This window comes from Actinopolymorpha sp. NPDC004070 (genome assembly GCF_040610475.1).
In the GTDB taxonomy this organism is placed as follows: Bacteria; Actinomycetota; Actinomycetes; order Propionibacteriales; family Actinopolymorphaceae; genus Actinopolymorpha.
Genome location: NZ_JBEXMJ010000001.1, coordinates 77274 through 100964 on the forward strand (window position 1 = coordinate 77274; position 23691 = coordinate 100964).

23 protein-coding genes are annotated in these 23691 nt (G+C 69.7%); 13 read left to right on the top strand and 10 right to left on the bottom strand.

The genetic code is table 11. The features are described 5' to 3' along the window. Positions 1-28: 28 nt before the first annotated feature. Positions 29-1222, bottom strand: a complete 1194-nt coding sequence (locus ABZV93_RS00355) for a sialidase family protein (RefSeq protein ID WP_354927920.1) — start codon at positions 1220-1222, stop codon at positions 29-31. A 144-nt stretch (positions 1223-1366) separates the two neighbouring features. Here ABZV93_RS00355 and ABZV93_RS00360 point away from each other — a divergent pair, with 144 nt between their 5' ends. Beyond that, positions 1367-2167 carry a phytanoyl-CoA dioxygenase family protein gene (locus tag ABZV93_RS00360; protein WP_354927923.1) on the top strand — a complete coding sequence of 267 codons (801 nt, stop codon included), beginning with the start codon at positions 1367-1369 and terminating at the stop codon, positions 2165-2167. A 156-nt stretch (positions 2168-2323) separates the two neighbouring features. On the opposite strand, the gene ABZV93_RS00365 is transcribed toward ABZV93_RS00360, so the two are convergent. Then, complete coding sequence (locus ABZV93_RS00365) at positions 2324-3250, bottom strand: NAD(P)-dependent oxidoreductase (protein WP_354927926.1); 927 nt, start codon at positions 3248-3250, stop codon at positions 2324-2326. A gap of 60 nt (positions 3251-3310) precedes the next feature. On the opposite strand from ABZV93_RS00365, the gene ABZV93_RS00370 reads away from it, so the two are divergent. Continuing rightward, the gene (locus tag ABZV93_RS00370) at positions 3311-4738 is read left to right on the top strand and encodes a lactate racemase domain-containing protein (RefSeq protein ID WP_354927929.1); all 1428 of its coding nucleotides are present in this window, start codon (positions 3311-3313) and stop codon (positions 4736-4738) included. A gap of 31 nt (positions 4739-4769) precedes the next feature. Here ABZV93_RS00370 and ABZV93_RS00375 read toward each other — a convergent pair whose 3' ends face one another. The 3 genes from ABZV93_RS00375 to ABZV93_RS00385 form a co-directional block, all read right to left on the bottom strand. Next, positions 4770-6143: a sulfatase gene (locus ABZV93_RS00375; RefSeq protein ID WP_354927932.1), complete on the bottom strand. Its 1374-nt coding sequence runs from the start codon at positions 6141-6143 to the stop codon at positions 4770-4772. A gap of 85 nt (positions 6144-6228) precedes the next feature. After that, positions 6229-7704 (bottom strand): alpha-L-fucosidase, encoded by a 1476-nt coding sequence (locus ABZV93_RS00380; protein WP_354927935.1) that lies wholly within the window; start codon positions 7702-7704, stop codon positions 6229-6231. A gap of 73 nt (positions 7705-7777) precedes the next feature. Continuing rightward, positions 7778-8479, bottom strand: a complete 702-nt coding sequence (locus ABZV93_RS00385; RefSeq protein ID WP_354927938.1) for a FadR/GntR family transcriptional regulator — start codon at positions 8477-8479, stop codon at positions 7778-7780. Positions 8480-8601: 122 nt separating this feature from the next. Between ABZV93_RS00385 and ABZV93_RS00390 the strand changes: the two genes are divergently transcribed. Next, positions 8602-9195 (top strand): AAA family ATPase, encoded by a 594-nt coding sequence (locus ABZV93_RS00390; protein WP_354927940.1) that lies wholly within the window; start codon positions 8602-8604, stop codon positions 9193-9195. 50 nt (positions 9196-9245) lie between these two features. On the opposite strand, the gene ABZV93_RS00395 is transcribed toward ABZV93_RS00390, so the two are convergent. After that, a complete protein-coding gene (locus ABZV93_RS00395) occupies positions 9246-9755 on the bottom strand; it encodes a DinB family protein (RefSeq protein ID WP_354927943.1) in 510 nt (169 codons plus the stop codon). Between the two features lie 128 nt (positions 9756-9883). Here ABZV93_RS00395 and ABZV93_RS00400 point away from each other — a divergent pair, with 128 nt between their 5' ends. From ABZV93_RS00400 to ABZV93_RS00415, 4 genes are all read left to right on the top strand, one after another. Next, complete coding sequence (locus ABZV93_RS00400; RefSeq protein ID WP_354927946.1) at positions 9884-10837, top strand: hypothetical protein; 954 nt, start codon at positions 9884-9886, stop codon at positions 10835-10837. Beyond that, on the top strand, positions 10834-11307 hold the full coding sequence (locus ABZV93_RS00405; protein WP_354927949.1) for a GntR family transcriptional regulator: 474 nt from the start codon (positions 10834-10836) through the stop codon (positions 11305-11307). Before ABZV93_RS00400 ends, ABZV93_RS00405 begins: the two co-directional genes overlap by 4 nt. Positions 11308-11486: 179 nt before the next feature. Continuing rightward, on the top strand, positions 11487-12326 hold the full coding sequence (locus ABZV93_RS00410; RefSeq protein WP_354927952.1) for an rRNA adenine N-6-methyltransferase family protein: 840 nt from the start codon (positions 11487-11489) through the stop codon (positions 12324-12326). Positions 12327-12550: 224 nt separating this feature from the next. After that, complete coding sequence (locus ABZV93_RS00415) at positions 12551-13480, top strand: aminoglycoside phosphotransferase family protein (protein WP_354927955.1); 930 nt, start codon at positions 12551-12553, stop codon at positions 13478-13480. Positions 13481-13584: 104 nt separating this feature from the next. Here ABZV93_RS00415 and ABZV93_RS00420 read toward each other — a convergent pair whose 3' ends face one another. Next, positions 13585-14814, bottom strand: a complete 1230-nt coding sequence (locus ABZV93_RS00420; RefSeq protein ID WP_354927958.1) for an IS110 family transposase — start codon at positions 14812-14814, stop codon at positions 13585-13587. 244 nt (positions 14815-15058) lie between these two features. Here ABZV93_RS00420 and ABZV93_RS00425 point away from each other — a divergent pair, with 244 nt between their 5' ends. Continuing rightward, positions 15059-15922, top strand: a complete 864-nt coding sequence (locus ABZV93_RS00425) for a methyltransferase domain-containing protein (protein WP_354927961.1) — start codon at positions 15059-15061, stop codon at positions 15920-15922. 34 nt (positions 15923-15956) lie between these two features. After that, positions 15957-16931: an aminoglycoside phosphotransferase family protein gene (locus ABZV93_RS00430; protein ID WP_354927964.1), complete on the top strand. Its 975-nt coding sequence runs from the start codon at positions 15957-15959 to the stop codon at positions 16929-16931. Positions 16932-16951: 20 nt separating this feature from the next. Here ABZV93_RS00430 and ABZV93_RS00435 read toward each other — a convergent pair whose 3' ends face one another. From ABZV93_RS00435 to ABZV93_RS00445, 3 genes are all read right to left on the bottom strand, one after another. Further along, entirely contained in the window at positions 16952-17893 is a 942-nt protein-coding gene (locus ABZV93_RS00435) for a MerR family transcriptional regulator (RefSeq protein ID WP_354927967.1), read from the bottom strand. A 33-nt stretch (positions 17894-17926) separates the two neighbouring features. Further along, entirely contained in the window at positions 17927-18262 is a 336-nt protein-coding gene (locus ABZV93_RS00440; protein ID WP_354927970.1) for a hypothetical protein, read from the bottom strand. Between the two features lie 66 nt (positions 18263-18328). Beyond that, positions 18329-19171, bottom strand: coding sequence for an NAD(P)H-dependent oxidoreductase (locus ABZV93_RS00445; protein ID WP_354927973.1), 843 nt, complete (start codon positions 19169-19171; stop codon positions 18329-18331). Positions 19172-19214: 43 nt separating this feature from the next. Here ABZV93_RS00445 and ABZV93_RS00450 point away from each other — a divergent pair, with 43 nt between their 5' ends. The 4 genes from ABZV93_RS00450 (at position 19215) to ABZV93_RS00465 (ending at position 23688) form a co-directional block, all read left to right on the top strand. After that, positions 19215-20210, top strand: coding sequence for a helix-turn-helix domain-containing protein (locus ABZV93_RS00450; RefSeq protein ID WP_354927976.1), 996 nt, complete (start codon positions 19215-19217; stop codon positions 20208-20210). Between the two features lie 144 nt (positions 20211-20354). Beyond that, on the top strand, positions 20355-22349 hold the full coding sequence (locus ABZV93_RS00455; protein WP_354927979.1) for an ABC transporter substrate-binding protein: 1995 nt from the start codon (positions 20355-20357) through the stop codon (positions 22347-22349). A 31-nt stretch (positions 22350-22380) separates the two neighbouring features. Further along, a complete protein-coding gene (locus tag ABZV93_RS00460; protein WP_354927982.1) occupies positions 22381-23523 on the top strand; it encodes a dienelactone hydrolase family protein in 1143 nt (380 codons plus the stop codon). 81 nt (positions 23524-23604) lie between these two features. After that, entirely contained in the window at positions 23605-23688 is an 84-nt protein-coding gene (locus ABZV93_RS00465; RefSeq protein WP_354929698.1) for a putative leader peptide, read from the top strand. Positions 23689-23691 lie beyond the last annotated feature (3 nt).

Consider the following 23691-nt stretch of genomic DNA (forward strand, 5'->3'; position numbering starts at 1 on the left):
AGGCTTCCGGCTCGGTGTCCCAGCCCGGTCAGCGACCAACGGCGGCCGAACCGGTCGCGTAGTAGGCCTTGCAGACGCCGTCGCTGTCGTAGGCGGTGGCGATCTCCAGCAGCCGGGTGCCGTGAGGCACCGTCAGCAGGGGTGAGCTGTAGTTGGGGCAGTAGTTGTTGTAGGGATCGGGGACGCTCACCGGGGCTGGGATCGCCCGCCACGGCCCGGCCGGTCCGTGGTCGCTGACGAAGACCGTGTGCCCGTTGCCCTCGGCGACCGTGCCGTCGGCGGCGTAGAGGATCTGACCGGTCAGGAACAGTCGCCCGTCCCGCGTCGGTCCGGGCTCCCAGGTGATCGTCGGAGTGTGCTCGAAGTACGAACCATCGGCTGCCCGGACCGTCGGGCCGAGATCAGCGGGGTCGCCCCACCGCGCCCCGTCCCGCGACTCGCGGTAGTGCACCTTGCAGTCGTACGACGGTCCGCACACCTCGTAGGTCATCAGGTATCGGCCGCCGCCGATCCGCCGCACGATGGACATCCCGGGGCGCGCGGCCGGGTCGCTGCTCGCCACCACCGGCACCCGGCCGGTCCAGTGCACGCCGTCGGCCGACGACTGCGCGACGAGAAGCTGGCTGTGCGCCGGCTGGTCGGTCTCGTCGGAGTAGAACACCATGAGGCGGCCGTCCTCGGTCACGGTGAACTCCGGCTCCCACAGGCCACCGGTGTTCTGCGCGACCACCGGTGTGGCGAGGTGGGACCACGTGCGGCCGTGGTCCCGGCTGGCCCAGATCCGGATGCTCATCTGCCGTGGGTCGGTGGACTGCCCGGCCGAGGACGCCCACAGCAGGGTGCCGGCGGCGAGGTCACCGACCCGCCGTGGTAGTTCGTACAACGTCGCGCAGCACAGTCCCTTCCCGTTCGCGCTGGCGGGGTCGGCGACCGTACCGACCTGCTCGAACGACCGGCCCTCGTCCTTGCTGGCGTAGACGGCGCCCAGACCGGTGTTGCCGTCGAAGGTCACGACACTGGCCAGGATGGTTCCATTGGCGGGACCCGAGTGCTGCAGGCGGACCAGCCGAGGGTAGAGGCCGACGTTCGGGCGAAGGAGTGTTCCGCTCGCGCCGGTCGCGGCCTGCGCGGCGCGGTCGGTCGCCGTACCCACGAAGCCTGCGGCGAGCATCGCGAGCGCGGTCAGCAGGAGCCAGGCCCTCCGGCCTCGATGTGCGGCCATGACGAAGCCTCCGATCTCGGTGGTGTGTACCCCGCGTGCGGATGGCTACCCACCCTGTCACGGGCTGCTGTCCGGAGTGATCGACGAAGTCCAGGACTGGTCGCAGATGCGGCACCGGCGGGATTCGCGTGCTGGGATTGGGCGATGAACACACCGGTTGCGGGCGTACGAGGAAACGTGGTGCGGGAGCTGACGCTGGCCGACAGCGAGGTCGCGTTCTACCACCAGTTCGGCTACCTCCCACTGCCCGGCTTCGTCGACTCGGCAGCGGTGGAGGCCCTCCGGACCGAGACGCTCGACGTCCTCGACGCCAACGGCGTCTCCCGCACCTCGCTCGAGCGGGCCAGCGGGGTGGGCGACAAGCTGCGGCAGTGTTCTGCGTACGTCGCCGGATCGGCGCTCGACGAGCTCATCAACTGCCCGGCGACGCTGGCCCTCGCATCGCGGCTCGTCGGAGGCCGCGCGGTGCGCTATCTCCCGTTCACGGCGGTGAAGGCCGGAGGCGGCGGCGGAACGTTCCACCTGCACCAGGACAACAGCTACACCCGGCACGACCCGGCGATGGGATCGATCAACATCTGGGTCGCGCTGGACGACATGACGCCGGACAACGGCTGTCTGCAGATCGTGCCGCGGTCGCACCTGGGTGAGCAGTTGCAGGCGCGCGGTAGTGACGACGGCGACTCCCACCGCCAGGTGGACGTCGACCCGGCCACCGCCCTGCCGATCCGGATGCGGGCCGGGGACGCGGTCGCGTTCTCGCGCTGGACCGTGCACGGCTCCGGGCCCAACCACAGCGACCAGCCGCGGGTGGCGTACGCGCTGCAGTACCACCGCGAGGACGTTCGGTGGCTGGACGCGCAGACCGGTGAGTGGCACCTGCTGACCGACACACCGCGTACGAACACCGAGCCCGTCGCCAGCCTGGACTCCCCGACGACCTGACGACTTGGCGCTTCGGAGTTCCAGGGCTTCCCGCCTGCGAGTGGATTGCCGCAGCGGGAAACCCGGAAACCTCCTACGCTGACTGCTCGCAACGAGTGACAACAGCTGGGGTGTCGGGGCTCATGGCTGCAGGAGCCAGCCCCTCGGGCGTCCGGCTCAATCCCGCCGCTCGCCCTCCTCGAAGAGCCGGACGAGCGCGCTGGTGTCCAGCGCCCCGAGCCCGGCCGCGCGGCCTTCCTCGTTGAGGTCCACCACGGCCCGCGCGACCGGAGCGGTGATGCCGGCCTCCTCGATGACGGCGAGCCCGAGCCGGTTGTCCTTGGCGAGCAGGTCGACGGTGAACGCCGGAGCCCAGTCCCGGTTGGCGATCTTGGGCGCGATCTCCCGGAACAGGTCGCTCACCGACGCGGCACCGGAGTCGGCGAGGGTGGAGTAGTACGTCTGTGGATCCAGGCCCAGGCGTTCGGCCGCCGCCATCGTCTCCGCGGTGATCGCGTTGATGGCGCCGAACATCAGGTTGTTCAGCAGTTTGAGGATGCTGCCCGCGCCGGCGTCCCCGACCCGGATCACCCGGGACGCCACCTTCTCCAGCACCGGCCGGGCGAGGGCGAGGTCGGCCTCGGTACCCCCGACGGGAAGGGTCCACGCGCCGCACCGGTGCGGGCGGCCGAGCACGGGCGCGTCGAGGTAGCCCACTCCGACCTCGGCGGCCGCGGCTGCCATCGCCCTGGCCGTGCCGGGATCCACGGTGCTCAGGTCGGCGACCACCCGTGGGCCGGGGCCGGCCGGGGCCGCTGCCGTGAGGACGCCGCGCGCGCCGGTCACCACGTGGCGTACGACGTCGGGGCCGGGCAGCGACAGCAGTACGACGTCGGCCTCGGCGGCGAGCTCGGCGACATCGGTGGCGACGGCGGAGCCGGCCGCCTCCTGCCGCCGTACGCTCGCCTCGTCGACGTCCCACACGACCAGCCGGTGGTGTGGGCGGAGCACGTCGGCCATGGCCGCGCCCATCGTGCCGGTGCCGACGATCCCTACGGTGCCGATGCCGTGAGTGTTGCCGATGCCGCCTGTCTCCTCGACCATGCGTGCCCTCCTCGTGGACGAGCCCACTATGGTGCACGAAGTCCCGGTGAGGAGGATCAGGTGCAACGCGTACGGCTGGAGTACGGCGACGGCCACGTCGAGGTCGACCTGCCCAACCACGCCACGGTGGTTCACTCCGGCAGTGCGGCGCACGAGCCGGCCGGCCTGGCGGATCCGGTCGCCGCGACCCGGGAGGCGGTCCGAAACCCGCTGGGCACCGAGCCGCTGACGAAGCTCGTCAGGCCCGGCTCACGGGTGACCATCGCCTTTCCCGACCGGGTGAAGGGCGGCGCGCACGCCACGGCCCACCGCAGGGTCGCGATCCCGGTGGTGGTCGAGGAGCTGGAACGCGCGGGCGTACGCCGAGCCGACATCACCCTGGTCTGTGCGACCGGGCTGCACCGCAAGAACACCCGCGAGGAGTTCGCGGCCTACCTCGGCCAGGACGTGCTCGATCTCTTCGAGCCCGGCCAGATCGTCAACCACGACGCCGAGGATCTCGACGGCATCGTCGCGCTCGAACCCTCCGCGCTCGGCGACGTGGTCGAGGTAAACCGCCGGGTCGTCGAGTCCGACCTGACCATGCTGATCAGCCACGCCGCGGGGAACCCGTACGGCGGGTTCTCCGGCGGCTACAAGATGCCCGCCACCGGGCTGACCACCTGGCGGTCCATCCGCTGTCACCACACACCGGCCAGCCTGCACCGCGAGGACTTCGTGCCGATCTCGCCGCACAGCCACTTCCGGCACCAGCTCGCCGCGATCGGGGCGCGGATCGAGGAGGCACTGCCGCAGCCGTTCTTCACCGTCGACGCGGTGCTGAACGCCCGGTCCGAACAGGTCGCGGTGCTCGCCGGCTGCATCCCCGCCGTGGAGGAGGCGTCCTGGCCGCCCGCCACCCGCCGGACCGAGCTCACCCTGCCCTGCGAGCCCGCCGACGTACTCGTCCTCGGGATGCCGCGCAGCTTCCACTACGGCAACGGCATGGGCTCCAACCCGGTCCTGATGATGCAGGCGATCGGCGCCTCGGTGGCCCGTGCCAAGGCGGCCTTGACACCGCGTCCGGTGGTGATCGCCGCGTCGGTGTGTGACGGGTGGTTCAACGAGGCGGAGTTCCCTTCGTACGAACGCACCTACGAACTCCTGCAGACCGTGCGACGTCCTGCCGACCTGGCGGAGTACGAGCACGAGCTGTGCACCGACGCGGGCTACCTCGACCGCTACCGCAACGCCTACGGCTACCACCCGTTCCACGCGTTCTCCATGGCCTACATGGGCGGGCTGGCCCGCGAGTACGCAGAGGCGGTCTACGTCGCGGGCGCGGTCAGCCCCGGCCACGCACGGGGTATGGGAGCGATTCCAGTCCCCTCCGTCGAGGAGGCGCTGGCGCAGGCACGCGGCCAGGTCGGGGCCGACGCCCGCGTGCTCGTCGTACCGAGTTTGTCCAAGCCCGCTTACCATCTGCGTAGCGAGCGGCAGGCCGGCTGATCCGCCGCTCGCCACACTGACGGCACACCGGTCAGGATTGCAGCAGGGCGTTCATCGTCTTCGTGTGCAGCGGTGAGGTCACCGCGCCGTCGACCAGCGGGTCCTTGGTCTGCGTCATCCACTCCGCCAGCTTCGCGGACAGCTCGGCCACGACCGCCGCCTGGTCGGGCTCGCCCACCAGGTTGGTGAGCTCGTCCGGATCCGCCTCCAGGTCGTACAACTCCAGCGACGGGTGGTAGGACGCCAGGCCCTCGGTCTGCACCTTCGGCCGGCAGCGCCGCATCCAGCCCTGGCTGGGATCCATGAACGCCGGCGCGGAGCTGAAGTTGGCGATCAGCTTGTGGCGTTCGGTCCGGACGCACCGGCGCGGGTCGTAGTAGTCGTGGTAGGTCATCTCCCCGAAGATCTCCTCCCGCCGGGAGTAGTCCTCGCCGTTCAGCAGGGGAAGGAAGCTGCGGCCGTGCACGTCGTCAGCGGCTTCCCCGCCGGTGGCCGCCAGCAGTGTGGGAAGCAGGTCGACGTGGGACACCAGGGCATCGTGCACCTGCCCGCCGGTCCACCCGCCGGCGGGATAGCGGATGATCAGCGCGGTCTCCAGCCCCGGGTCGTACAGCGAACACTTCGCCCGGGGGAGTGCGAGCCCGTGGTCGGTGGTGAAGACCATGATCGTGTTGTCGGTCGCGCCCAGACGGTCCAGCTCGGCCAGCACCCGCCCGGCCGCGGCGTCCATGTGCCGGACCGCTCCCTGTAGCTCCGCGAGCTCGGTGCGCGCCGACGGGGTGTCCAGCAGGTACGGCGGGATCGCCACGCCCAGGCTGTCGTCGGGCTCCAGGTGGTTGCCCAGGAAGCCCATCACCCCGGGCTCGTCGCGGTCCCCGGCCATCCGGTGCGGCTCGAGGAACCCGACCTGCAGGTAGAAGGGCCGGTCGCCCTCGACGAGCTGCCCCAGCTGGTCGACCGCGGCCTTCGACACCGGCTCCGCCCGGGTCGTTCCGGCGTCCACGTGGTCGAAGCCGAGCCGGGCGGCGAGCTCCTCGTCCGAGCGCGCCCGGGACTCGTGCTGCACACCGATCAGCACGCTGCGATATCCCTGGTCGCGCAACAGACCCCCCAGGTGGCGTTCGCCGGGGTGCAGGTCCCAGGCGAAGTCCTGGTGCGTCAGTCCCAGCACGCCGTTGACGTGCGGATAGCGGCCGGTGAACAGCGACGCCCGCGACGGGCTGCACTGTGGTGCCGTGGTGAACGACCGGTCGAAGCGCACGCCGTCCGCGGCCAGTGCGTCCAGATGCGGCGTGGCGACGGTCTCGTTGCCGTAGCAGCCGAGGAACCGGCCGAGGTCGTGGCAGTGCATCACGACGACGTTGGGACGGGTGGCGCCGGGTCGAGTGGACTCAGGCTGGGACATCGAAGTTCTCCTTCGCCGGAAAACGCGCTCCGAGTGGCTTCGACGCCCCAGTCTGCCCGGGTCTGTCGGTCAGTGGGCGAGCGGCCTACGCGCCCAGGTGATCAAACTCGATCGCGAGGCAGTTCACCTCGTCCACCGGCCGGAGTTCGGGAAGTTGAGCGACGAGCACGCCGCCGGCCTGCTCGAACGGCACCTCCCCGCCGCCGAGCAGCCGCACCGAGCGCGCCCGGTCGTCCGGCCGCAGGCTGTGGATCACCGTACGGCCGTCCTCCGGCCACCGCATCTGGAACGCGTAGAGCGTGTTTCCCCTACGGGTGAAGCGGAAATCCGTGCTCGCCCACTTCACCGCGTCCTCGCGGAAGCCCTCGATGTGAACCGCACTGACGCCCTCGCCGGACACGCGGAACGGCCGGGTGCCGTAGATGCCCTCGCCGCACACGTCGATCCAGCGCGCCATGGACGTGAGGATGTGGGTGCACTCGTCGTCGAGGGTGCCGTCGGGGCGCTGCGGGATGTTCAGCAGCAGGTTGCCGTTCTTGGACACGATGTCGACCAGCAGTTCGATCACGTGCCCGGCGGTCTTGTAGACGTCGCGGACGTTGTAGAACCAGTCGCCCACCGAGGTGTCGGTCTGCCAGGGCTCGGGTTTGATGTCGGGTTCCTGGCTGCGCTCGATGTCCATGACGCCGACGGAGTAGATCTCCGGGCGGCGGTCCTTCTGGTTGTAGACCGCCTGGTTCACTCCGCCGTTGCGGGCGGCGCTGGCGTTGTAGAGGTAGGAGATCGCCTGCAGGCCGATGTCGTAGCCGGCGTTCTCACCGAACGGCACCGGTCCGTCGGAGTACAGCAACTCCGGCTGGTAGAGGTCGATGATCTCCTTCATCACCTCCAGCCAGTGCTGGTGCCAGCGCTTGTTGCCGGTGTACCAGTTGGCGAGGTCGAGCTTCCCGCCGCGCTCGGGGTCGTAGTGCTCGCGGTTGGGCAGGTAGAGCTCCTCGTACGCCGGGTCGTTGCCGTCGTACGGCACTCCGGCGTACGGGCCGGACTTGTCCGCGCCCTTGTTCAGGTTGGACCACGAGAACGCGGCACCGTGGTGTTCGGTGAGCCCGAACTTCAGCCCCCGCGCCTCCGCCGCATCCTTCCACAGCCTGGTGATGTCCTTCTTCGGGCCCATCCGGACCGAGTTCCACCGGTGGATTCGCGAGTCGTAGTTGAAGAAGTTGTCGTGGTGGGTGGCCTGACCGACGAAGTACTTCGCCCCCGCGGCGACGTAGAGGTCCATCAGACCTTCGGGGTCGAAGTTCTCCGCCCGCCACCGCGCCACGATGTCCTTGTAGCCGACCTTGGACGGGTGGCCGTACATCCGCAGGTGGTGGCGGTACTGGTCGTGGCCCTCGATGTACATGTTGCGCGCGTACCAGTCGCCGTACATCGGGACCGACTGGGCGCCCCAGTGCGACCAGATGCCGAGCTTGGCGTCGCGGAACCATTCCGGGCACTCGAACTGACGGAGGGAGTCGAAGGTGGCCGCGAAGGGCGCGGCGGAGTTGTCGGTGGACATCGCGGAACGGCGCTCCTGCCTACGGCACGGAAAGATCGGATGTTTCGTAACCGTAACGTCGGCGAGGAGGGTGTCAAGAGGTCTGCGGCCGGTCGGTGTCCAGTACCTGACGCAGCCAGATCTCGGTGGAACGCACGTGCAGCAGGGCCGCGGCCTGTGCGGACGCACTGTCATGGACCTGGAGCGCGGCGTAGATGCGTTCGTGTTCGGCCATGGTGCGCTCGGAGGCGTCGGCCTCGAGGATGTCGCGCCACACCCTGGCGCGCAGTGACCGGCTGGACACTCCCCGCACCATCGACGCCAGCGTCTCGTTGCCCGACGCCTCGCCCACCAGGTCGTGGAACTCCGCGTCGAAACGGACGAACTCCTCGTGGCCGTTGGCCTGGCGCATCCGGCCCAGGCTGGCGCCGATCTGCTGCAGCTGGTCGGCGGTCGCCCGGTCAGCGGCCAGCGCGGTGACCGCCGGCTCGAGCACCCGCCGGACCTCGATGAGCTCCAGTGCGGAGTCGTCGCGCATCAACTCGACCGCGAATCCGATGCCGTCAAGGAGAAGTTGCGGTCGCAGGCTCGTGACGTAGGTGCCGTCACCGCGGCGTACGTCGAGGACCCTGGCGGTGACCAGCGCCCGCACCGCCTCCCGCGTACTGCTGCGGGAAACGCCGAGCCGCTCGGCCAGGGTCCCCTCGGGGGGAAGGCGGGAGCCCGGTCCGAGTTCGCCGCCGATGATGAGTTGGCGAACCTTCTCGATCGCCGCCTCCGTCACCGGAGCTGCCACCGGATCTTCCTTTCGCCTGGGTCCGCGGACGCGGACCTGTCCCCACCCCTTATTTCTCGCATGCGCGCAGGGGCCAACACAAGACTTATTTTTGCGCATCGACTGGACCAGACTCAGGGGCCATGGACGAGCCTGAGATGGACGAGCACGAGTACGCGGGCACCCCCACCCTGATCGTGATCAGTGGCCCCGCCGGTTTCGGGAAGACGACCCTCGCGCACGCGGTGGCGCGGTCGGTCGGCTGCCCGGCGATCTGCCGGGACGAGATCAAGGAGGGCATGGTGCACGCCCACCCGGAGTTCGACGGGGCCACACCTGGCGATCCACTCACCCGGCGGACGTTCCCGCTGTTCTTCGAGGTTCTCGAACTCCTGCTGAAGGCCGGCGTCACCGTGGTCGCGGAGGCGGCGTTCCAGGACTGGAACTGGAAGCGCGGCCTGGAGCCCCTGCAGGGGATCGCGGACATCCGCATCGTGCAGTGCACGGCGGACGTGGAGGCCGCCCACGCCAGGAACCTTCGACGCTTCGCCGACACCCCGACCCGGCGCGCACACGCCGACGCCCAGGGGCCGCAGACGCTGGAGGAGGCGACGAAGCACTACGAGTCGTTCGTACGACTGTCCCTGCCGGTGCCGACGATCACCGTCGACACCACCGACGGCTACGACCCGAGCCTGGAGGAGATCGTCGCGTTCGCCGCCGGCCGCGCGTCCTGAGCCGCCCTCACCCTCGGGGTAGAAGAGGAACAGTGCGCAGCCGGTGGCAGTCAGTCGCCCTTCGTGCCGTCGATCAGCTCGCGGACGATGTCGATGTGCCCGTTGTGACGGGCGTTCTCCTCGACCAGATGGTGCAGGATCCACCGCAGGTTGAACTCCCGCCCGTCGCGGAACCGCTGAGCGGCTTTCATGTCGAGATCCCAGCCCGCGATCTGGGCGTCGTGCTCGCGGGCCATCGCTTCGTAGTCGGCGATCACCTCGGCCAGCGGCATGGTGAGCCGGTAGTGGAACTCCCGGTCGGGGTCCTCCTCGGTCCACGGGCCCTCGTCCTCGTGGCCGAGCAGCCGGCACTGGATCCAGGAGTACTCCACCCAGCGCAGGTGGCTGATCAGCCCGGAGACCGTCATCAGCGGTGAGGTGGGCAGCGGGGCCTTCGCGGCGTCGGCGTCGGAGAGGCCCTCGGCCTTCGCGATGGCGGTCTTGCGGGTGTAGTCGAGCATGGTCAGCAGCGTCGAGCGCTCGTCGAGGGCGGGGGGTACGTCGTCACGTGTGGTCGTCATGCGCCGATCCTGCCCGCCACCACCGACATGGCGCGAGCCGGTTTCGCTTGTGTCAACTGCTTGACACAAGCGCCAAGGCCGGGTCTATGCTCCGCTTGTATCAAGTGACTGACACAAGGAGCGCCTCCATGGCCGGTGGTTTCGCGTTCGCCCTTCCGCTGCTGGCGTTGGTGGCCTGCCTGGCGGTGGCGCTGTGGGCGGTGCCGCGCCGCCGGGCGCTGGTGGCGGTGGACGAGGCCGCGCATCCGGGGCTCGCGCGACTTCGCCGTTCCACCCTGCTCGGGCGGTGGCTGGCGCTGGCGGGAGGCGCGATCGCCGCGGTGGTAGCCGCCTCGACCGGTGGGCTGGGCCGCGGGTTCGCGCTGGCGCCGACCGTGTTCGGGGCCGTCCAGATCGTCGGGGTGCTGGCCGCTGATCTTCTCGCCCGCGACGACGCCAGGACGCCGGGTACGGCGGGGCTGGAGATCCGGCGGGTACGCGACTTCGTGCCGGCCGGGCTGGTCCGGCTCGTCGCCGCGGCGGGTGCGGTGCTGGCGGTGTTCCTCGGCTGGGCGGGCGCGGTGGCAGGGCCCGATAATCTCGGGCGGCCCGGCCGTGCGTTGACCTACTCGTGCGTGGAGGGCTGCGACCACGGGACGCTGGGTCCGTGGCCGGGTTCGTACTACTCGGTCCCGATGGCTGCCGCGTTGCTTGGTGTGCTGGTGCTCGCCGCGATCGCCGTCCGGGTGACGGTACGGCGGCCGCGCAACGGTGCCTCGCCGGAGATCGTCGCGGTCGACGACGTGGTGCGCAGGCGTTCGGTGGAGTCCGTACTCGCCGCGGTGGGCGTCGCGTTCACCGGCAGCCTCGCGGGTACGGCACTGCTGTCGGGTGCCCGGCTGGCGGGCCTGGGGCCAAACCGAGGTCCGGTCGCGCTGCAAGTCGCGGGCTGGAGCCTGCTCGGGGTGGGACTGGTCGCGTTGGTGTGTCTCGTGTGGTGCCTGGTCGTGCTCCTGCTTCCCGGCGCCGGCGCGGCGAGTCCGGGACGCCGTTCTCCGCCTGCCTCGCCGCTCACCGGCGGGCGGGAGCGGGCGCGGGGATGACCGTCGAACTGCGGGTCGACGGGAACGATCCCACTCCGCCGTACGAACAACTGCGTCGTCAGTTGGCCGACCTGATCGAGACCGGCACGCTCGCCGACGGAACCCGGCTGCCTCCGGTACGCCAACTGGCCGCGGACCTGGCGCTGGCCACCGGCACCGTCGCCCGCACCTACCGCGAACTCGAGAAGGCAGGGCTGGTGCGGTCGCGCCGCGCGGCGGGTACGACGGTCACCGCCCGGCATTCGGAGCTGTCGGGCGCGGACCGGCGGGCCCGGCTGGGGGAGGTGGCGTCGGCCGCTGTCGCACAGGCCCGCCTGCTCGGGGCGAGCGAGGCCGAGATCCGCAGGGCGATCGAGTCGGCACTTCGCCGCTCGCCCGGCAGGGACCGGTCACCGGGCAGGGACGGGTCGTCGAGCAGAGACCAGTCAGCGAGCAGAAACCGGTCGCGCCGCGATCACGAGGCTGTCTAACATCCGGGCCATGAGCCTGTAGGTATCCACTCACGGTGGTCGCGGCCGCTGGTCGTGTAGCCGTTCCGCGTCCACCCGGCCGCGTCGCGAGACGACGCCGCCGGGCGTTGGTGGATGCCTTCGCGAGAACCGACCCCTCGCCGGTCTCGGCGTCACTTCTCGCTGCCCCGGAGCCACCGATGCGACCGCATGAACGGCTCGACCCTGCCCTCTTTCCGAACGACCCGCCGCTGGACACCGCACGCCTGGACCAGCATCTGCTGTGCAACCCGAAAGCCGTGCACACGCTGGTCGACACGGCCGAACCAACCTCTCGCGACGTCGTCGCCGACCTCGGCGCCGGCACCGGTGTGATCACCGGCGAAGTCCTTCGCCGCAAGCCGGCGAGGCTTTACGCGGTCGAGATCGACCGCAGGTTCGAGCCGTACCTCGAACCGTTGCGCCGTTTTCATGACGTACGACTGATCTGGAACGACTTCCTCGTCACCGACCTGCCCGCGGTGACCAAGGTGATCGCCAACCCGCCGTTCCGGGCAACCGAGCACTTGCTGGACTGGCTGCGCCGGGTGCCCGCGCTGACGTCGGCGACGCTGGTCATGGGACGCGCCTTCGGCGTGAGCGCGACCGCCGAACCCGGGTCGCCGCGGTACGGGCGACTCAGCCTGCGGGCCCAGGCGAGCTTCACGGTGCGCCTCGTTCAAACCCTGTCACCGAAGGACTTCCACCCACCGGCCCGCAGCCCGGCCTGCATCCTGCACCTGATGCCGAGACATGATCCGGCCTCGATCGACGCGGTGGTGGACGACGCGTTCACCCACCACGGCGGGACGAGGTTGAAGGAACTCCTGTGGCGGCTGGAGTTTCGAAGCCCAGCGCTCGTATCCCCCTCCGCTCGACGTGGAATCGCTGCCCGGCTGCGCGGATCACCGGTGGTACGCCGGCTTCAGCAACGTCGCCTGCAACAGCTGTCGTCCGGCGACCTGTCAAAACTCATGGCCGAACTCCACCGTCGTTGCTAGCGTGACGCCAACAACCCAAGACACAGGACTTCGGGGAGCCGGCGGCCGTTCCCAACAGGAACCACCCCGGTCGGCTCGAGAACCACTGCCTCACGGTGACTCGTCACCCACAGCGCCCGGAGCCATGACCAGCCCAGTCCGTAGACGGACCGCGGCGGCATGGCTTCGCGCGCTCTCCTTCACGTGTGCGAAGCCCACGCCGCCCGCACACGAAGGAGACAGCCGTGAGTGACGACCGCAAACAGGACAACGCCGTGTCGCCGGAGGAGCGACGGTTCGCGGGACTGGTCCTACGCCTGCTCGGCATCGAGCCGATCCGTGTGGACCGCACGTCCAGCCCGGACGCGTGGTTCGCGGATCTGCCTGACGGCCGTCGCGTGGTGGCGAAGACACCTGGGTGGCTGAACAGTCCAGGCTCGCCGTCGGTCGAGGCGTGGGTCTACGCCGAATGCGCGCGGCGCGGCATCCGCACGGCGAGCGTGCTTGCCGTCAGCGCCGACCCCGAATGCCTTGTCCTGCAACGGCTTCCCGGGGAATCCCTGCCGCGGCGCTCGTCGTCGCTGCCAGCGGGGGAGCAGGCTGTCTGGGCACGCGCCGGAGAGGACCTTCGCGCACTGCACGAGGTCCGCCTGGTCGGCTTCGGTACGTTGTCTCCCAGAGGTGATGGCAGCAAGCCCGCCGGCAAGGCCGATCGGTGGTGCCCGTTCGCCGAGTTCGCCCGTACGGAAGGAATCCGCTGGCTGGTCGACGGCGGATACCTCCCCACCGCGCAGGGAGATCGCCTACTGGCCCGGATCGAGGAAGCGCAGGCTGCCTTCGACGAGGTCACCGAAGGGCGTCTGCTGCATGGCGACCTCATGTCCACGCACATCTTCCGTTCGCCTGACGGTGCCTACGAAGGGCTCATCGACTTCGGTCAGGCACAGTCCGGTGACCCACGCTGGGACCTGGCCCGAGTCCCGTTGTGGGACGGGGCGGAGGCGCTGGACGCGGTGCTGGACGGGTACGGCAGCGACGTGGTGACGAAGGAGGACCGGGAGTTCCTGCTTCCCCTCTACCTGCTGTCGTTCGTCGTCCGTCACGCGGTCGGTCACGACAGGCCGGACTACATCCGGACTCTGCTCGATCGTTCCGGTTACCGCGTCCTGCTCTAGACCCTAGGAGCAAACCCTAGGAGCCGGTTTGCTCCGCACGGCCCGTAACAAACCGGATCGACGGTCGTCGGCGTTCCGCCTAGACATCCCACGGTCGTAGGGCGTCAAGCGGCTTGTTGGTTGGTTTGGCTGGTTGTGGGCCAGGCGGTGGACTCGTTGTAGGGGGTTTGGTGGCGTAGGCAGCCGTGGAGGATGCCGACGAGGCGGTTGGCGAGTGTGCGTAGTGCTTGGTGGTGGGTGGCGCCTCGGGCGCGGTGGGTGTCGTAGTAGGCGCGTGCTCCTGGTGAGCTGTTCAGGGCGGCGAAGGCTTGTTGGTAGAGCGCGTCAGCGAGGCGGCGGTTGCGTGCGTGGCGGGCCAAGACGACGCGTTTCTTGCCGGAGGCTTTGGTGATGGGGGCGGTGCCGGCATAGTTCTTGCGGGCTTTGGCGTCGGTGTAGCGGTGCGAATCGTCTCCGAACTCGGCGAGCACCCGGGCACCGAGCATCGTGCCGAGCCCTGGCTGGCTCAGGTAGATCTCAGCGTCCGGGTGGCGGCCAAAACCCGCCTCCACCTCCCCTTGCAGGGTCTGGATCTGGCGGGACAACTCGCCGATCACCGCGACCAGGGCGCTCACGCTGGCCGCGTAGGCATCGACCACCCCGGCCCGGGCGGGAAGCTGAGGGACCCGCAGCTCGGCCACGATCGCTTCGGCGGTCGCGGTCACGTTGCGCTGGCGTCCGGCGCGGGACAGCAGCTGCTCGACTCGCCGCCGGGTCAGCCGGGCACCCTTGTCCGGGGTGGGCGCGGCCGCCAGCACCGCGAGCGCGTCGCGGCCGGCCAGATCGTCGAAGGCGGCCAGCGCGGCCGGGTAGAACTCCCGCAGTGTGGACCGCAGCGTGTTGACCTGCCGCTGACGCGACCACACCAGCGACTGATGTGCCCGGGCCACCACCTTCACGTGCTCGGCCAGCGCGGAGTCCCCAGCCACCGGCCGGTGGTGGGCGCGGTCCAGCCGCACCAGTTCCGCCAGCACGTGCGCGTCCCCGGCATCACTCTTCGCACCAGAAACCCCGTGCCGCTCCCGGTAGCGGGCCGCCTGCAACGGGTTGACCGCATAGACGGTGTAGCCGGCCGCGATCAGCGCCTGCACCCACGGGCCCCGATCAGTCTCGATCCCGACGACCACATCGACCGGCTCACCCTGATCAGGCAGATGATCAGCGACCAAGCCGTGCAACGCGGCGATCCCAGCCACACCTTCGGGCACCCGCCGCCGCGCCAGCCGCCGCCCCTCCTCATCGACGATCTCGATGTCGTGATGAGACTCTGCCCAGTCATCTCCAACGAACAACACCAGCCGTACCTCCCCTCACTCTCGCCAACACACACGCGAGCCCGCGGGGAGAACCCAGGCGACCTAATGGACCAGTGCTCACCGGCACGACATCCCACCAGCCCTACCGCTCCCCGACCACCAGCACGGGGCACGATCTAGGCGTAGGTCTCAAACACAGACCTGGGCGTGTCAGTGCTCACCGGCCAGCAGCTCGGACACCAGACTGGCAAACCAGCCGGTGCACTCCCATTAGGGTGTGCGCGTGCCCCACTACACACACGTTCTCGGATGGCTGCTGGGCCTGGAGGGCGTCGCTCTCCTGCGCGCCCAGGCCGGCGACGACCTGGGCCCGAGCCGGGAGTTCGTGCAGGCGCGCATCGACGAGGTCCGTGCGATCCTGGCCGACCCCGACCTGGCTGCGCGGCCCGGCGGTACGGTCGGCCACATCGGCACCCGCGAGGGCTACGCCGAGTGGGTCCACTCCTACGACGACGGCGACAACCCGCTGATCGCGCGGGAGGAGCCGGTGGTGCGTGAACTGCTGGGCGCGCTGAAGGTCGGCCGGGTGCTGGACGCCGCGTGCGGGACCGGCCGGCACTCGCAGTATCTTGCCGAACTCGGACACGAGGTCGTCGGTGTCGACTCCTCGCCGGACATGCTGGCGCGTGCCCGGGCAAAGGTTCCGGCCGGTGACTTCCGGCAAGCCGACCTTGACGACCTGCCGTTCCCCGACGACAGCTTCGACTCCCTGGTATGCGCGTTGGCGCTGACCCACCAGCCTCGGCTGGAGACGGCGCTGAACGAGTTCGCCCGGGTCGTGCGTCCCGGCGGGCAGGTGATCCTGTCCGACATTCACTGGTTGTCGCTCTACCTCGGCGGTGTCGCGGCGGTCGCTGGGCCGGACGGAATGCTCGCGATGCCCGCCAGCCGGTTCCTGCCGTCGGACTACCTCACGGCGGCGCTCGCTTCCGGCTTCACGGTCCGCGCGTGTCACGAACCCCGGTGGGGAGACGTCCCAGGCGGCCACGGCGGTTCGGACGCGCAGCGCTACTGCCCCGAGGCTGCGCGGGTAGCCGCCCGCGACACTCCGGCACTGATCGTGTGGCACCTGGAGCGAGTGGCGTGAGCAACAGCCCGAGGCAGCGGTGGGACCAGGTGTGATGCGCAAGCCGGACGTGGACCGTCACGCGCTGAACGCGTTGCTGGCCGAGATCTTCGGGCCAGGGCAGGAGTTCACCTGCCGACGTACTCCGACGGGTTCGTCCACCCAGGTCTACCGGGTCGACCGGGGCGCCGAGACCTTCTACGCGCGGATCGCGGAGGAGGAGCAAGCCAGCCTTGCACCTGAGGCCGAGCTGCATCGGGTGCTTCACGAGGCCGGGGTGCGCGTGCCCGCGGTGGTCCACTACGAGCCGTTCGACCAGTCGCTGGCCCGGTCGGTCATGGTGACCACGGAGGTGCCCGGCGCACAGTTGAGTGCCGCCGGGTCCGTGGGATCCGTTGCCGAGATCGGCCGCTCCGCCGGACGTGACCTGGCCAGGATCCACAGTGTGCCGGTGCACGGCTTCGGCTGGATCCGCCGCGAGCACGACCGGCCCGGCTGGCCGCTGCACGCGGAGCACGGCACGTACGCCGAGTACGTCGATCCGCCGGCTGTCGTCGGTCCACTCGCCGCGATCGGGTTCGGCGCAGAGCAGGTTCGTGCCGTCGAACGCCTTCTGCAGGAAGCCGTCGAAGCAGGTCCCGACGAGGGGACCGGGTCGGTGGCCCACGGAGACTTCGACGCCGGTCACATCTTCGAGCAGGACGGCACGTACACGGGACTGATCGACTTCGGTGAGATCCGGGGCACCGACTACACCTTCGACTTCGCGACGATCTGTCTGAACGTCGAGGAGACTCCGCCGGCCGCACAGCTCCTGCGGCTCGTGGAGGAGGGGTACGCCGAGGTGCGGGCACTCCCGGACGACCACGCTCGTCGGCTCTACCTGGCCTGCGTCGTCAGCGCCGCCCATCGGCTGTCGACCTGGTACAAGCGTGACGGTGAGCGCGCCTTCGACGGGTGGTTCTTCCGCTGGATCCGGGACTGCCTGGTCGGCATGCTCGAGACCGGACGAGTGCCAACCGCGGACTGAGGTGGGGAACGACCCGACCCCTAGGGCTGTACGGCCGCCGGCGCGCGCAGAGCCTGGTGGAGCCAGCTGAACACCGGCGCCAGGCTGTCCGGGGCGGGCCATCCGTTGATCAGTGCGAGTAGCTGGAAGTAGCGCTCGCGTCGTGGATCCTTGGCCGCCACCAGCCACCGCAGCAGTTCGCCGCGAACATCGTCCGCCTCAGTGCCGGACGTGTGTGCGTACCGGTCGATCACCGCCGCGACCACCGGCGCCGCCTGGGGCGAGGTGGGATCGATGCCAGTACGCAGCGCAGGAGTGACCAGGTCCCGGACCGCCGCGGCGAGATCCGGTCGTACGCCGCCGTCCCCGTCCCGGATGCGCTCGGCCGCATGATGTTCGGCCAGCCGGCGCAGTCCGGTCCGGAACGCCGGGGCGCCCGTCAGCTCCGCCAGCTCCACCCACGCCTCGACCTGCGCGGGCTCGGGGTTGTCGGGCAGGCACGGAGTCATCGTGCGCATGATCGCCGCGAACTCCCCTTCGGCGCCCAGGTCGCCGAAAGTCGAGTCGAGGAACTCCTCGACGAGGCGTCGGCGTTCGTCCTCGGTGAGTTCGGCCAACCGGTGCATGAGCTTCGTCTCCTCCGGAGTGGACCCGCGCCTGGCCACCGTCGTCAGCACCGCCTGCCGCAGGCGGAGCAACCGGATCTGCGCCGCGAGCGCTTCGGCATGTGCCGCCGCGATCCCCTGAAGGGAGACCTCGTGGTCCACGACCCTGCGGATCGTGGGCAGATCGAGTCCGAGAGCGCGCAGCGTCCGGACGAGTTCCAGTCGCGCCAGGGCGTCGGCGTCGTATCGGCGATAGCCTGCCGGGCTGCGGTCGGTCGGCGGCACGATCCCGCGATCGGCGTAGAAGCGGATGGCCTTGACCGTGAGCCCGGTCAGCCGCGCCAGTTCGCCGATCGTGTAGAGCCTGCCGTCGTTCATGACCCCACCTTCGCGTCTCCCCCTAGCGGAGGGTCAAGCGCGCCGTCGCCGCTTCCGCCTGGGCGGACGGTGGAAGAGCAGCAGGTCGCGGACGTACGCCGGGAGGGCGCGCCACGGGAGGTCGTACTCCTCCCCGGAGTCGGCGAGGATGAGGGTCCGTTCCTCCCGCACCGCACACATGATCGCGACCCCGTTGCCGGTGGCAAGCTCGACCAGGACGTCGGTGCGGTCGGGAAACGCCGGTGCCGGGCGTACGACGATCTGGGACGTCACACCCGCGGAGTCGAGCCGGCGGGAGATCTCCGCCGCCAACCGGTCGATCCGCCTGGCCAGGCGACGTCGGTCCGCGCGCTGGTGGCTTTCGGTCACTGCTGGGCCTCCGCCGCGGGACGTGGACAGGCGTGGCCGGGGACGTCCAACCACGAAGGTCCGACCCTATCCTGCCGCGGCCCGCAGTCGCTGGCTCTCGTCGTCGGGGTGGCCGCCGTCGCCGACGGGATGATCGCCGGTGTAGTGCACCCCGAGGCCGGAACGGCCCGGCGCGAGGTCAGGACGCAGGACGAGGTTGTCGTCGTAGTCACCGCTGTTCTGCTGTCGGTACGGCAGCGGCTCGATGTCCTCGATACTCTCCAGCCGCCGCCTGAGCAGAGCGGCGTAGTGCTCGTATCCCTGTTCACCGAGCCGATCCGCGGCGTACACCGCGAGCGGCGGCAGCACCGACATGCCGGTGTACCAGAACGTGCCGTGCAACAGCGGGAACAGTACGTGGTGAAGCTCGCCGTTGATGCCGCGCGGACCGAGCGGCGCCTCCGGGCTTCCGGACGTGAGCACCGTCAAGACGCGCTTGCCGGAAAGCGGCCCCTGCCCGTACCTGAGGGTGCGGCCCGGGTGAGCGGGATCGGTGACACCGTACGCGAACCCCTTCACGAAGACCCGGTCGAACCAGCCCTTGAGGATGGCTGGCATGCCGTACCACCACAGGGGAAACTGCACCACCACCGTGTCTGCCCACCGCAGCTTCTCCTGCTCCGCCGCGACGTCCGGGCTGAGGGTGCCGGAGTGGTACGCCGCCTGCGAGGCCGAGGCCACCACCAGCCGTTCACCCGCCGAGTGGTCGCCGTAGTCGGTGCTGTCAACCGTGGCTTTCCAGCCCATGGCATACAGGTCAGAGACCCGGTAGTCGTGGCCCAGCTCGTCGAGTTTCCGCAGGCCCGCGTCACGGAGGGAGCCGTTCAGCGAGCGTGGGTCGGGGTGTGCGTACAACCAGAGCACCTTCATGCGTCCAATGCTGGGACGCCACCTCCGGTGCCACAATGGCCAGATGGACAGTGATCGAAAAAATCTGGCCAGGCGTGCCAGGCACCGGGTCGTCGTGCTCGTCCGGCACGGCGTCCTGCCGATGGAGCTGGGCCTGGTGCACCAGCTGTTCGGCAACGCCGCCGGACCGGACGGTGCGCGGCTCTACGAGGTTGTCACCTGCACCCCGCTTCCCGGCTCGGTGCGAACCGATGCCGACTTCACTGTCCAGGTCCCGTACGGCCCCGAGATGCTGGCCCGCGCCGACACCGTGGTCGTCCCCGCCTCGCACGAGTCCGACGAACGCCCCCACCTGGACCCGGACCTCGCCGACGCCCTCGCGCGGATCAGGCCGGGTGCACGGATCGCGTCCATCTGCACGGGAGCTTTCGTGCTGGCCGCCGCCGGCCTCCTCGACGGCCGGCGGGCCACCACGCACTGGAAGTCGGCCGAGCGGTTCCGGCGTCTGTTTCCCGCGGTCCACCTGGATCCCGACGTGCTGTACGTCGACGAGGGCCGGGTGCTGACCTCCGCCGGGGAGGCGTCCGGGATCGACCTGTGCCTGCACCTGATCCGGCGCGACCACGGCGCGTCGGTGGCAAACGCGGTGGCGAGGACGACGGTGGTGGCACCCCACCGCGACGGTGGTCAGGCGCAGTTCATGCGGCAGCCGTTGACCGCCGACGAGAACGCGTCCACAGCCGGTGCGCGGTCGTGGGCGATGAAACGCCTGGGCGACCAGCTCACCCTTGCACAGCTGGCAAGCCGGTCGGCGATGAGCGTACGAAGCTTCAACCGGAGGTTCCAGGCCGAGGTCGGCACCACTCCCATGCGCTGGCTGGCCCGGCAACGCCTCCAGCGGGCACGCGCCCTCCTGGAGGAGACCACCCTGCCGATCGACCAGGTGGCGAGCGAGTCGGGATTCGGCACTGGTACGTCGATGCGCCAGCACTTCCAGGCCTCGTTGAGCACCACGCCGACCGCCTACCGGAAGCTGTTCCGAGGACGTGAAGGCGGGTAGGGTCCGAGCCGGTTCGCGTCCGAGTGGGGCCACTCGCTACTTATGGTCTTGACCGATATGCCGGTCAGGCTGACACTGATCATCGGTTCGCCGCGGAGACCGGCGGTCGAACCCGCCGGCGACGGGCGAAGGAGTCGATCGGACATGACATCGGCACGCGCGGCAGGACCCGAACGCAGAAGCCTGCTGAAGTGGGGCGGCGGCACATTCCTGGGAAGCTGGTTGCTGTCCGGATGCAGCCTGCTGTCGACCGACCCTTCGGGAAAGAAGCCACGCAGTTCGAAAGGTGCAGCGGGTTCAGGCAGTGACGCCAAGGAGGCGCCGTCCCTGGCCGCCCAGGTCAAGCAGGGAAAGCTGCCTCCGCTCGGGCAGCGGCTGCCGAAGAAGCCCGCCGTCGTCAAGCCCCTCGAACAGCTCGGCAACTACGGCGGCACGATCCGGATGGCCACCACGGTGCAGTCCGGCGCGCACTTCCTCATCATCGCGCGGGAGGGCCTGGTCGAGTGGGCGCCCGGCTCGACGGACGTCGTACCCGGCCTGGCCGAGTCGTGGGAGATCACCGAGGACGGCAAGGTCTACACGTTCCATCTCCGCGAGGGCGCGAAGTGGTCCGACGGCCATCCCTTCACCGCCGACGACCTCGTCTTCTTCTACGAGGCGATCCTGTCCAACAAGGAACTCACGCCCGTCTTCCCCACCTGGCTGACCATCAACGGCAAGCCGGGCGTGATCTCCAAGATCGACGACCGCACGGTGCGATTCGCCTTCGACGGGCCGCACGGGCTTCTCCTTCGCCAGATGGCGTTCCGGGGCGCGTTCCAGGGCAGTCTGCTGACGCCCAAGCACTACCTCAGCCAGTTCCACGTGGACCATGCACCGAAAGCCAAGCTTGACAAGCTGGTGAAGGCGGCCGGACTGAAGACGTGGACGGACCTGTTCACGGCGAAGGCGTCTCCGGGTGACAACCCCGACCGGCCGGCGATGGGACCGTGGAAGCTCACCCACCAGCTCACCGCGAGCGACGCTCGCTTCGTCGCCGAACGCAACCCGTACTACTGGAAGGTCGACACCAAGGGGCGCCAGCTTCCGTACGTCGACACCATCACCCAGGCCAAGCTGAGCCCGGAGACCATCGCGCTGCAGGCGATCGGCGGCGACCTGGACATCCAGTTCGAGACGCTGAACGTCCGCGACCTGCCCGTGCTCGCCGACTCCGCGAAGAAGAACGGCTTCCGGCTGCTGCGGTGGGCCAGCGACGCTCCGTGGATCGCGATGTACATGAACCAGAGCGACAAGGACCCGGTGCTTCGCGGGCTGATGCAGAACGTCAACTTCCGCGCCGGACTGTCCCACGCGCTCAACCGCGACGAGATGAACAAGATCCTCTACGCGGGTGCGGGCGGAAAGCGTCAGCCCTGCGCGGTGCCGCAGGACGACTACTACATCAAGGGATCCGGCAACCGGTTCACCGCGTACGACGTCGACAAGGCCAACGCGTACCTCGACAAGGCCGGGTTGACGAAGCGGGACGGCAAGGGCTTCCGGCTGCGCCCCGACGGCAAACCGCTGGAGCTTTCCATCACCACGTTCACCTTCGAGTACGGCGGAACGGCCGATGCCTCCGACGCGTACGAGATCGTCAAGGCGAACTGGCAGAAGGTCGGAGTGCAGACCAACTTCCAGACCGTCAACGGACCGCTGTGGTCCGAACGCGCCACCGGCAACCTGCTCGACATTCCCGGCTACACGGTCGCCGGGCTGCTGTGGGACGTGGATCCCGTCTGGTACGTGCCGACGTCGAGAGCCTCCTACTGGGCACCCGCCTACGGCGAGTGGTACGAGACCGGGGGCAAGGCCGGGGTGGAGCCGCCGCCGCACCTCCGCCGGCTGCAACGGCTCTACGACCAGATGGCCGGCGAGGTCGACGACCAGAAGCGCCTCACCATCGGCCGGCAGATCCTCAGGGCGCACGACGAGAACGTCTGGATGATCGGCACGGTCACCGCGCCGTTCGCCCCGGTGGTGGTCAGTGCGGACCTGGTGAACGTCCTGAGCGACGCGGTGCTGAGCTACCGCCTGCAGTTCATGGCGACCAGCGCCATGGAGCAGATGGCGTACAAGAACCCCCACGAGCACTGAGGCGGTCGCGGACGAGACGGGCACCTGGCTGATGTCGTACCTGTGGTACTGGCCGGACGGAGGCTGGGACTTCGAGGCCTGGAAGGCGCGCCGGTCGTGGGAGCCGGTGATCAGCGAGCAGTCCGGCTCGGCCGAACCGCTGCCGCTGCTGGACCGGTGCCCTCCGGAGGAGCGGCTGAAGCGCTGGGAGCACGCTCGCACCGGGTGGCAGGCCGTGTCCGCCGAGGTCCTCGGTTCGGTGACCGACGTCCCGCCCGCCACGGTCGGCTGGGAGTACCTCGGTGAGGAGTTCGTCGTGTCTCCACCGGCGCCGGGTCGCTCCTACGCGATGCGCCGGCTGCGTTACCGGCTGACCGACGACGAGTGGGGATACGCCTGGCTGCTGACGCCGAGGGATGTGGCCATCCTGGAGTCGCGCCCCGCCGCCATCGCCCTGCACCAGACCACGGCGTCCGGCAAGGCGGAGGTGGTCGGGCTGGAGGCCAGCGGCAACACCGGCCACGTGCAGTACGCCGCCGAACTCGCCGCCCGGGGGTTCGTCGTCCTGGCGCCGGACGCGATCGCGTTCGGTGAGCGCCAGGCCGGCCACGCCAACGCGCGCTACCGATCGGCCGAGGAGTTCTTCACCGCCCACCCCGACGGCTCGGTGATGGCGAAGATGGCCTTCGACGTGTCCAGGGCGGTCGACCTGCTCGAGGTGCTCCCGCAGGTCGACGCACGCAGGATCGGGTGCATCGGCCACTCCCACGGTGCGTACGGGACGGTGTTCGCCATGCTGGCCGAGCCGCGGATCGCGGCCGGCGTCGCCAGTTGCGGGCTCAACCTGCTGCGGCGGGACCCGTCGCCGCACCGCTGGTGGCGCCAGACCGCACTGATTCCTCGCCTCGGCCTGTACGCGACGGTCGAGCAGATGCCGCTGGACTTCCACCACTGGCTGGCTCTGGTGGCGCCCCGACCGCTGATGGTGGTGGCCGGCAGGCAGGACGCGATCTTTCCCGACCTGGGCGAGGCGCGCTGGCTGGATCAGGTGCGCGAGGTGTACGCGGCGTACGGGGCCGAGCAGTCGTTCGTCCCCTGGGTGTTCGACGGCCCGCACACCTTCCCGCCCGCGGCTCGGCAGCAGGCGTACCGCATGCTCACCGACACGCTCGCGTTCGACCGCGCCGTGACGTGACGAGGTGGCGACTGACCGGAGTCGGACATTCGGGTGCCGCTCGCGGAATACAGCGGCAAGGCGCGGGCGTTGGACCCGCCGATGACCGGACGGTACTTCTGGCGGCGCCTGCACGTCGATCTGCGACGGCAGGCCAGTTGTGCGTGTCGACGCCCAGCGCTTTAGTAC

Coding starts and splice junctions, on each gene's coding strand:
- ABZV93_RS00380 (WP_354927935.1), bottom strand. CDS start 7,704: ATGTCCACCGACAACTCCGCCGCGCCCTTCGCGGCCACCTTCGACTCC.
- ABZV93_RS00375 (WP_354927932.1), bottom strand. CDS start 6,143: ATGTCCCAGCCTGAGTCCACTCGACCCGGCGCCACCCGTCCCAACGTC.
- ABZV93_RS00390 (WP_354927940.1), top strand. CDS start 8,602: ATGGACGAGCCTGAGATGGACGAGCACGAGTACGCGGGCACCCCCACC.
- ABZV93_RS00430 (WP_354927964.1), top strand. CDS start 15,957: ATGCGCAAGCCGGACGTGGACCGTCACGCGCTGAACGCGTTGCTGGCC.
- ABZV93_RS00400 (WP_354927946.1), top strand. CDS start 9,884: ATGGCCGGTGGTTTCGCGTTCGCCCTTCCGCTGCTGGCGTTGGTGGCC.
- ABZV93_RS00445 (WP_354927973.1), bottom strand. CDS start 19,171: ATGAAGGTGCTCTGGTTGTACGCACACCCCGACCCACGCTCGCTGAAC.
- ABZV93_RS00465 (WP_354929698.1), top strand. CDS start 23,605: ATGACCGGACGGTACTTCTGGCGGCGCCTGCACGTCGATCTGCGACGG.
- ABZV93_RS00460 (WP_354927982.1), top strand. CDS start 22,381: ATGTCGTACCTGTGGTACTGGCCGGACGGAGGCTGGGACTTCGAGGCC.
- ABZV93_RS00360 (WP_354927923.1), top strand. CDS start 1,367: ATGAACACACCGGTTGCGGGCGTACGAGGAAACGTGGTGCGGGAGCTG.
- ABZV93_RS00450 (WP_354927976.1), top strand. CDS start 19,215: ATGGACAGTGATCGAAAAAATCTGGCCAGGCGTGCCAGGCACCGGGTC.
- ABZV93_RS00435 (WP_354927967.1), bottom strand. CDS start 17,893: ATGAACGACGGCAGGCTCTACACGATCGGCGAACTGGCGCGGCTGACC.
- ABZV93_RS00355 (WP_354927920.1), bottom strand. CDS start 1,222: ATGGCCGCACATCGAGGCCGGAGGGCCTGGCTCCTGCTGACCGCGCTC.
- ABZV93_RS00365 (WP_354927926.1), bottom strand. CDS start 3,250: ATGGTCGAGGAGACAGGCGGCATCGGCAACACTCACGGCATCGGCACC.
- ABZV93_RS00455 (WP_354927979.1), top strand. CDS start 20,355: ATGACATCGGCACGCGCGGCAGGACCCGAACGCAGAAGCCTGCTGAAG.
- ABZV93_RS00395 (WP_354927943.1), bottom strand. CDS start 9,755: ATGACGACCACACGTGACGACGTACCCCCCGCCCTCGACGAGCGCTCG.
- ABZV93_RS00405 (WP_354927949.1), top strand. CDS start 10,834: ATGACCGTCGAACTGCGGGTCGACGGGAACGATCCCACTCCGCCGTAC.
- ABZV93_RS00410 (WP_354927952.1), top strand. CDS start 11,487: ATGCGACCGCATGAACGGCTCGACCCTGCCCTCTTTCCGAACGACCCG.